10 protein-coding genes are annotated in these 8,930 nt (G+C 69.1%); 8 read left to right on the top strand and 2 right to left on the bottom strand.

What is annotated here, in order from left to right:
• Positions 1 to 223 precede the first annotated feature (223 nt).
• From ABZ281_RS25025 to ABZ281_RS25000, 6 genes are all read left to right on the top strand, one after another.
• Positions 224 to 1,417: a histidine kinase gene (locus tag ABZ281_RS25025; protein ID WP_356658861.1), complete on the top strand. Its 1,194-nt coding sequence runs from the start codon at positions 224 to 226 to the stop codon at positions 1,415 to 1,417.
• 26 nt (positions 1,418 to 1,443) lie between these two features.
• A complete protein-coding gene (locus ABZ281_RS25020) occupies positions 1,444 to 2,412 on the top strand; it encodes a response regulator transcription factor (RefSeq protein WP_356658857.1) in 969 nt (322 codons plus the stop codon).
• 148 nt (positions 2,413 to 2,560) lie between these two features.
• On the top strand, positions 2,561 to 2,791 hold the full coding sequence (locus ABZ281_RS25015; protein ID WP_031132638.1) for a hypothetical protein: 231 nt from the start codon (positions 2,561 to 2,563) through the stop codon (positions 2,789 to 2,791).
• Complete coding sequence (locus tag ABZ281_RS25010; protein ID WP_356658855.1) at positions 2,791 to 3,387, top strand: pilus assembly protein TadG-related protein; 597 nt, start codon at positions 2,791 to 2,793, stop codon at positions 3,385 to 3,387. The genes ABZ281_RS25015 and ABZ281_RS25010 overlap by 1 nt, the downstream gene beginning before the upstream one ends.
• A gap of 34 nt (positions 3,388 to 3,421) precedes the next feature.
• Positions 3,422 to 4,006 (top strand): hypothetical protein, encoded by a 585-nt coding sequence (locus ABZ281_RS25005; protein ID WP_356658853.1) that lies wholly within the window; start codon positions 3,422 to 3,424, stop codon positions 4,004 to 4,006.
• 8 nt (positions 4,007 to 4,014) lie between these two features.
• Positions 4,015 to 4,665, top strand: a complete 651-nt coding sequence (locus ABZ281_RS25000; RefSeq protein ID WP_356658851.1) for an OmpA family protein — start codon at positions 4,015 to 4,017, stop codon at positions 4,663 to 4,665.
• Positions 4,666 to 4,731: 66 nt separating this feature from the next.
• On the opposite strand, the gene ABZ281_RS24995 is transcribed toward ABZ281_RS25000, so the two are convergent.
• Both ABZ281_RS24995 and ABZ281_RS24990 read right to left on the bottom strand, forming a co-directional pair.
• Positions 4,732 to 4,923 (bottom strand): hypothetical protein, encoded by a 192-nt coding sequence (locus ABZ281_RS24995; protein ID WP_031106920.1) that lies wholly within the window; start codon positions 4,921 to 4,923, stop codon positions 4,732 to 4,734.
• Between the two features lie 9 nt (positions 4,924 to 4,932).
• Positions 4,933 to 5,787: a helix-turn-helix transcriptional regulator gene (locus ABZ281_RS24990; RefSeq protein ID WP_356658849.1), complete on the bottom strand. Its 855-nt coding sequence runs from the start codon at positions 5,785 to 5,787 to the stop codon at positions 4,933 to 4,935.
• 281 nt (positions 5,788 to 6,068) lie between these two features.
• Between ABZ281_RS24990 and ABZ281_RS24985 the strand changes: the two genes are divergently transcribed.
• Positions 6,069 to 6,569, top strand: coding sequence for an ATP-binding protein (locus ABZ281_RS24985; RefSeq protein ID WP_356658859.1), 501 nt, complete (start codon positions 6,069 to 6,071; stop codon positions 6,567 to 6,569).
• Between the two features lie 420 nt (positions 6,570 to 6,989).
• Positions 6,990 to 8,930: hypothetical protein (locus ABZ281_RS24980; protein WP_356658847.1), on the top strand; the 1,941-nt coding region annotated here is incomplete at its 3' end.

The raw sequence follows: 8,930 nt of genomic DNA, 5'->3' as shown, positions 1-8,930 counted from the left end.
CGCATCTGAGGGCCCGGCGCAACCACCGGGGCTACCCGCGCCGGACGACGCCGTACCCCCACAGGGGCTACCCGCGCCGGACGACGCCGTACCCCCACAGGGGCCGCCCGCGCCCGACGACGTCGGCCGCACGAGCGGTCCGGTGGAAGCCCCGATCCCCGCCGCAGGCCCGGCCGTCGCCACGAGCCCCGCGATCGACATCCAGGTCAACGCCCTGCAAGCCATGTGCCGCCAGGTCTTCGGCTTCAGGCTGGCCATGATCGCCCTGGCCACGCCCACCGCCCTCGTCAACGCGAACGACGGCCTGCCCACCCGCCTCGTCGGCGCGGCCGTGGTCGTCACGTTCATGACCTCCTACGTCCTCTTCAGAGACTGGGAACGCTTCGGCCCCCTGCTCCTGCGCCACCCCTCCCTCCTCGCCGTCGACACCCTCTTCGGCGCCCTGCTCCTGATCGCCGCAGGCCCCGACAGCACCCTCGCCTACGTCAGCGTCTGCACCCCCCTCCTGGCAGGCCTCGTCTACGGCTGGCGTGGCGCGGCGGTCTTCGCCTCCCTCCAGGCCCTCCTGCTGCTCCTCATCCACGCGGCACAGGAGAACCCGGCCCCCGGCATCACCGAGTCGGCCCTCCTGCCCGGTCTCTGCGTCATCGCCGGAGCCGTCGGCTCCAGCCTCCGCAACCTCATGCTCCGCTTCGGCGCGGCCACCCAGGCCCTCACCACCGTCCAGGCCCGTCTCGCCGTGACGGAGGCGGTCAGTGCCGAGCGCGCCCGCCTGGCCCGCGAGATGCACGACTCCGTCGCCAAGACCCTGCACGGCGTGGCCCTGGCCGCCGACGGCCTCACCACCTCGACGAACGCCGACCGCATGGACCCGGCCCTGGTGAGACACCAAGCGGCACTGGTCGCCCGTTCGGCCCGCCGGGCCGCCGCCGAATCCCGCGAACTCCTGGCCGACCTGCGCCGCGAATCGGACCCGGACCAGGCCACGGACGTCCTGGTCGAACTGGCCGCCCGCACCCGCGACTTCAGCACCCGCTCCGGTCTCCCGGCGGTCTACCGCCCCACCGGCGCCCACGCCGTGCCCCCCGTCCCCCCGGCCGTGGCCCGTCAGCTCCTCACCATCGCCTCGGAAGCCATGGAGAACGCCCACCGCCACGCCCACCCCACCCGCGTCGACGTCAGCGCGGGCGTCCACGGCGACCTGCTCCGCATCAGCGTCCACGACGACGGCCGCGGCCTCCCACCCGGCACCACCCTCGAACAACTCCGCCGCGCAGGCCACTTCGGCCTGGTCGGCATGGTCGAACGCGCCGCCTCGGTCGGCGCCCGCATCCGCATAGGCCGCGGCGGCCACCCCCAGGGCACGGAGGTCCGCCTGGAACTCCCCCTGGCCGCCCTGACCACCCCCACCGCATGACCCCACGACCCGAGAGGAGGCCCCAGATGCCGGACCAGACGCCCCACCCCACCGGCGCCCCGCAGCCGCCACCGCACCACCCGTTCGCCGACCTCCCGCTCCCGCATCCGGCACCACCGGCCCGCCGCCTGCGGGTCGTGGTGGCGGACGACAACCCCGTCGTCCGCGCCGGTCTCACCGCGCTGCTCTCCGGCCGCGCGGACATCGAGGTGGTGGCGGAGTCCGCCGACGGCCGCCAGGCCTACGAGGCCGCCCACCGGCACCGACCGGACGTCGTCCTCCTCGACGTCCGCATGCCCGGCGTGGACGGCATCTCGGCCCTCCCGTACCTGGTGCAGATCGCCCCGGTCGTGATGCTGACGTACAGCAGGGAGTCGGAGATCGTCCAGGAGGCCCTGCGCCGGGGGGCGGGCGGCTATCTGGTCCACGGCGAGTTCACGGCGGACCAGCTGGTCGACGCCGTACGGGACATCAAGGAGGGCCGGGCCCACTTCACCCCGACGGCGGCGGGCGCCCTCCTGACCCAACTCCGCCAGGACCGGGCCCCGGCTCCACCCCTGCCGGACGGCCTGGGCCAGTCATCGAGTGCGACTGCATACGGAATTTCCACCTCCGCACAGCCGTATAGTCCACCTCAACAACCATACCCACCAGCACATTTTGCCATCCAGCAGCCCTCACGCCCGGTTGCTTATCCAGAAAACCTTTCGCAGATGCAACCGCATGTGGGACAGTCTTCGTCTGAGTGGACGAGTGGCCGTCCGGTCGCTCCCGACAGGTCGCGGTTCCAACTGAGCACGAGGGAGGCGGAGATCATGGACCTCATCGCGTCCGGCATGAACAACCAGCAGATCGCCGCCACGTGCTTCATCAGCGAGAAGACCGTCAAGAACCACATCAACCGCATCTTCGCCAAACTCCACAGCACCAGCCGCTCCGAGGCCGCCGCGAAGTGGATCGGCACGGCGCCGGACGCACCCCGGGGACGGGGGTGACCTCCGGTGACACCATGGGGGAACGACCGACGGCTGGGCCCGAGCGATTGGGCCCGGAATTGGGCCCAGGGGCCCTCTGGCGGACCGGGCGCTGCGCCGTACGTTCCTCGTGTCGAAAGCGACACAGCCGTAACCGGAGGGGAACACCATGAGCGACCTGATGCTGAAGACCGCCGTCGCGACCAAGGTCCGCGTGAACGGCTGGAAGAACACGACGGCCGCAGCGATGCAGCGCCGCGCCGGCGACAAGGGGCAGACGGCGGTCGAGTACCTGGGCATCATTGCGGTGGTGGTGGCGATTGTGCTGGCGATTACGGGGACGAACATCGGCCAGACGATCCTCAACAAGATCCAGGAGAAGATCAACGAAATCACCTGATGCATACGCGCAGGTACGGCGATGCAGGGCAGGCCTTCCCCATCTACATCACGATGGTGGCAGGCCTGCTCTTCCTTGCGTTGGCGTACTTCGCGGTTGGCCAGGCCACGGTGAATCGGAGCGGTGCCCAGACGGCCGCCGATGCGGCGGCGCTCGCGGCGGCCCAGGACACCCGGGACAAGCTCGCAGGTGAGTGGCTTGAGAAGGTGCTCGACCCCGCCACTTGGGATGACATCTTCAACGGTCGTGGTGCAGCACTCGATGGGTGCGGACGTGCGAACCGGTTTGCGGCGCATAATGACGCCCAAGTGCGGAGCTGTGGGCAGGGCCCCCGGCCCCTGAGCTACAAAGTTGACGTCCAGTCCAGTGAACCCGTTGGAAAGTCCATCGTCCCGGGCACGGAGAACCAGTACGCAGAGGCCTCCGCCATAGCGGTGATCGAGTCGCGTTGCAGCTTCGAGCCTCCTGAGGGGAGCGTCCTAGCGGATGCGCTGCCCACGCTCGACTGCTCGGGACAGAAGTGGATTTTGAAGCCCGACGAGCTCACGGATCTCCCAGCGCCCGAGGACCTTTTCGACGTCCACCTGGCCGACTGACTAGCGAACGACGAGTGGTGAAGGAAGCCAAGAGATGAGTAATCGGTTCACTGGGAACGCCCGCAAGGGGATTGTCGCGTTGACCGTAGCGGCCGGACTGGCCCTTGGAGCAGCCGGCTGTGGCGGGGGCGGCAACGGTGAAGCCAAGAAGCCGAACTCTTCGGCTTCCGCTGCCAAGGGAGACGGATCTCAGCCGAGTGCTCAGGAGGGGCAGTCCGAGACGCCCTTGGTCGAACTCAAAGGCACGGAAGGGCTTCTTCTCCAGGTCACTTCCGCTGCCAGGGATGCGGGCGGGTTCATCACTGTGGGCGGGAACTTGAAGAATGACGGGGCGAAATCGGTGGTCATCCCGTCCCAGATGAGCGGCGATGAGACAGAGGTCATCAAACACGGCCCCTCCCTGGGTGGCGCCACCCTCGTGGATTCGAAAGGGAAGAAGCGCTACTACGTGCTCCGCGACACGGACGGACGTCCACTGACGACAACGGGTTTCGGAACGCTCAAAGCCGGCCAGGCTCTTCCGGTATTCATGCAATTCCCTGCGCCACCCACCAGCACCACAGACGTGACCCTGCAACTGCCGACATTCTCCAGCGGCACCATCAAGATCTCCGGGTGAGGCCGGCCATGAAGACCCCCACGCGCACCCGCCCGGCGACTCCACGCCTCGCCCTCGTCCTCACCGCCGCCGGCCTCATGGTCGCCACGAACATCTACGGCGCAGTCTCGGCCCACGCCGACGAGACCCCCGGCGTACCCCCCGGCACCGAGGCCTCCGCCTCCGCCCCCGTAGAGGTCGACCCCGCCGACCCCGACCTCAAGCTCCCCGAAGGCGCCACCCTCGCCGAAGCCAAGGTCCTCGACATCAAACAGGTCGTCGAAGACCAAAGCGGCGACGAACGTCGCGAAGACACCAACGCCGACGTCAAGTTCGCCCTCCAGGCCGAGGTCCTCTTCGGCAAGGACAGCGCGAAACTCGGCGGCGAGGCGAAGGCCCGGATCTCCGCGATCGCCGAGGAGATCAAGACGCAGAACGCGACGAAGATCCGCGTCTTCGGCTTCACGGACAACCTCGGCTCCTCCGCCCACGGCGACGTCCTGTCCCGGAAACGGGCCGACGCCGTACAGAACATCCTCGACCAGGAACTGACCGACTCCAATGTCACCTACGAGGTCCGCGGCTACGGCGAGCAGTACCCCATCGCCGACAACTCCTCGGAAACCGGCCGCAAGAAGAACCGCCGCGTCGAGGTCTCCTTCCCGCGCTCGGAGAGCTGACAGCAGACCGGTCCCGCCACACCCCGGCCGCGGGACCGGCCTCGCACCGCACGGGTTGCGGTCGGCCTACAGCAGGTGGTCGGCCTTGCCCGCCTTGATGTCCCGGATGAGCGTCCGGAGAGCATCGCGGCTGTCGGTCAGATGGTGCTCCTCCTGCCCGGCGACGGCGATATAGGCGTTACCTTGCGCGTCGGTGCCTATGCGGAAGCAGTTGTTGCCCTCGGCGCAGAAGGGCTCTTCCCAGGTGATCTCGGCCATGGTGACTCCTCAGAGTTGGCGAGCGATGGCATGGATGAAGTCCCGTGATGCGTGTGAGTCCAGCGACTTGGCGTGCCACCAGTCCAAGTGCGCACGGTACTTGGAGAGCTGTGCTTCGGCGTGAGTGAACTCTCCGCCGTGTGCCGAGTCCAGCTGCACGGTGTCGAGTTGTGGTACGGCGCCGCTGGCGTACAGCACCGCGTGCCCGGCTCCCGGAAAGGCTCCGACCTCGACGGGGAGTACCCGTACGTCGACGCTCTCCCGCTCAGACACGCCACAAAGGTGATGCAACTGCTCCCGGGTGGTACGAGCCCCGCCGAACTGCATCCGTAGCGCCCACTCATGGACGTACGCGACGTACTCGACCGTTGTGTCTTCCCGTTCCAGGACCTGCTGCCGCTGCACGCGCTGCGCCACCCGCAGCTCGACTTCTGACTTGGGCAACGGTGGCAGTGCAGATTCGAAGATCGCGCGGGCGTATCCGCTGAGCTGCAATAGTCCGGGAATGTGTACTGTCTGCAAGGTCTGCAGCCGTGTGGCGTGCCACTCCAGCTCGGCAACGTCCAGGAGGCCTTGGGGCAGGCTGCCGCGGTAGTGCTCCCACCAGCCCCTCTTCCGAGAGGTGGCCATGGCGGCCAGTGCTTCTACGTACGCCTGGTCAGGGCAGTCGTAGTTGCTGGCGAGTATCCGGATGCGCTCGGGAGAGATAGCCCGAACTCCCGATTCCATGTTGGACACCTTCGTACGGTCCAACCCGAGCAGTCCGGCGGCGTACTCCGTGGTCTTGCCTGCCGCGAGCCGCATCTTGCGCAACTCCGCACCCAGACGCCGCTGTCTCTCGGTCGGTGTGGGCCGTGTCGGCATTCGGCGCTTCCTCCCCGCTTGGTTGGAGATCAGTCTGCCCCTGTGATCGCCGACAAGCCAACTCAATGGAGGCAATGTTCTTGATTGCGTGGCACACGTGCCCCTTACTCCTCTACAGTCAGTGACGGATCGATCACACCGCCCCGCCCGCCGGAAGCGCATCGCGTGAGCCTGCCCGCAATCTCCTGCCCTGGGAGGGCTTGGCTCGCGTCAGGGAGACAGGCCACCGCTCGGAGTCGGAGTTCCTCACCATCCAGCTGCACGCCAAGGGAGTTGCCGCCATGCCCGCACCCTTCACGACCTGCCCGCCTCCGTCCGCCGCGGACACGGACCTGCCGCCCAACCGCCCCACCCCCGAAACCCTCGCCTACAGCTTCACCCTCCCCGCGGCCTCGCAGAGCCCGTTCATCGCACGCGCCGCGACCAGAACGGTCCTGCGAGCCCACGCCCTCGACGACGTGACGGACGCGGCGGTCCAGGTGGTGAGTGAACTGGCGGCCTGCGCCTGCCGTTTCACCCCCGCCGCCGAGGTCTACGTGTCGCTCCGCTACCGGGACGGCGACCTGCGCGTGATCCTCTACGACGGCCATCCTCGCCACCTCAACCCCCGCCTCGCCGCGGCCTGCGAGTCCCGTCGCCGAGCCGCCCTGCGGGTCCTGTCCTGCGTGGTGAAGTCCTGCCGCGGCGACTGGGGATTCGGCGAGGTCCGCGAACCGGGCGGCGGCACCCGGATGTGGGCGGTACTGCCGAGGGAGAGCGCGAGGTCGTACCTGTACGGCTGACTCGTTCCACGCCGCCGCAGAGGGCGAGCAGGAGCGGCGGCACGTCGCTGCTGGGTCTTGAATCGTGGTGCCTGTGCCAGCGCAACAGGCCCGTCCCCCACAGGTTTTGGGCCTGCGATTGGGCCTGTGGGCCCAGGTGGCTTGATGTGACCGAACGTACGCTCTGGACTTGGACTGACGAGGGGGATCGAGGTCATCCGGAGCAGCTGGGCGCGGCAGCGGCTGCGCGTTCACGGGCCCACGAAACCGTGGAGCTGGGGCTGTATGACGTACGTGAGCGGGCCCCAGGGCGGAAACCGTCACGACTCGACGCACAAGCCTCCGCAGTCGTAGCCCGCCTTCGCCCCATCTCCTGGCGGCGCGCCCGTACGGCCCTCCTTCCCGTGACTCGTCCTCCTGCTCGCCGAGTTGAGGAGTGGCATGTCTGCGTTCGGGGGCGTTCCGGTGTTCGGCGGCGATGGACGGTCGTCGACGGAGAGTGGGCGGGGCCGGGAGCTGCCCGGGCCGCTGTCGCTCGCGTCGGTGCTCGTCCACACGCTGTTCGCGTTCACGGTGCTGGGCGGGATCGGTCTGCTGTTGACGGCGGCGTCGCTGGACGCCGTGGACATCCGGCTGCTGGGACAGGTGGCGTTCGCGGCGGCGCCGGGCACGATCGGGTGGGTACTCGCGCGCAGGTCCTGGTCAGGCGGCGTGTGGGTGTGGCGGGGTCTTCTCGCCCTGCAGGCATGGCTGATCGTCGCTGCTCTGGGCAATGTCGGAGACGGCTCGGGGCGGGGCTTCACGCAACTCTTCCTGCCCATCCTGATCGTCGTGTTCCTGACCCGTCGGGAGAGCCGGGAGTGGTTCCGGCTGCCGGATGCGGAGCGAGCGGATCGTCGCCCGTTCTCGATGGCGCGGATGATCCGCTGGCGCCGGGACGAGGGCCAGACGGCGGTGGAGTACGCGGGGCTGGTGGCCGTGGTCGCGGCGATCATCGCCGCGCTGGTGGTCAGCGGGCTGGGGACGCAGATCTTCACCGGCCTTCAGTCGGCGGTGTGCAAGGTCACCGGTACGGCGTGCGCGGCGGGGGTGGGAATCGGCGGCGAGGAGGTTCAGGCCGGGGACGGCGCGGACGGGACCGACGGTGAGGAGCCCGACGGCTCCGGGCCGGCAGGCCAGGGCCAGGAGGGCCAAGAGGGCCAGGAGGGCCAGGAGGGCCAGGGCCAGGGTGATCAGGGCGACGGTGATCAGGGTCAGAGTGATCAGGGCGCCGGCGGTCAGGGCGACAGTGGCCAGGGTGACGAGGACGGCGGGGCTGACGGCGGGGCCGGTGACGGCGCTACCGGCAACGGCGGCACAGGAAACGGCGACACCGGCAGAACCGGGCCCGGCGGGGGCGATTCCGGAGGTCAGGACACCGGTGGAGCCGACTCCGGAGGTGAGGACACCGGTGGAGCCGATTCCGGAGGTCAGGACACCGGAGAATCCGGCTCGGGTGGCCGGACCGGCGGGAACAGCGGAGAGAACGGCTCTGCCTCGCAGGGCGGCGACGGCGGAGCCGGTGACGGTGGTACCGGCAGCGTTTCCGGCGAGGGCACCAGCGCTTCCTACACCGAGGAGACCGACGAGGAGAAGAACGACGCGGCAGAGGACGAGCCGGGTTGGGAGGAGGACGAGCAGGCCGCCGAGGACGGCGCTGACGAAGGCGGCGACGAGGGCTGCACCTCCGGCTTCGGGGCCTTCTTCGGCTGTGTGGGGAACCAGCTCAAGCAGGTGGGGCAGGGCCTCTTCGTCGACGGCATCTGGGGTGACGTCACGGGCATCTGGGACACGGTCACCAGCCCGGGCAAGGCGTGGGAAGGCCTGAAGGACTACGGCAGCTCGCTGGGCGATCAGTGGTCCGAGGATGCCAGGGACGCGGGCGGGAAGTGGGAGGACGGCGACTACTTCGACGCGCTCACCGACTGGGGTGGCGCGTCGTGGAACACGGGCGCCAAGGTCCTGGACGACATGTTCGTGGGCGACGAGGTCCGCGACCAGTGGAACAACGGCGAGAAGACCCGTGCGGCCACGAACGTCGTCTGGAACGTCGGCTCGCTCTTCATCCCCGGCTATGGCGAAGCCAAGATCGTTCAGAAACTCGGCAAGCTGGGCAAACTCGGCAAGCTCACAGAGAACGCCGCGGAAGCGGCGGCGGACGCCAGGAAGGCGGCCAGAGCCGGTGACGTCGACGCCGCCGAGAAGGCGGCGAAGGAGGCCGACGAGGCGGCGGACGCGGCCGAGGAGAGGGCGAGGCAGTCCGGCTGCACCATCGCCTCCGCTCCCGGCCGCCGTGTCCCGCACGGCGACGCCCCGGGCTTGATCGGGTCGGCCGGCAGTGGC

Source organism: Streptomyces sp. NPDC006265 (assembly GCF_040613555.1).
GTDB lineage: Bacteria > Actinomycetota > Actinomycetes > Streptomycetales > Streptomycetaceae > Streptomyces.
This window is presented reverse-complemented; position numbering and strand designations above follow the sequence as displayed.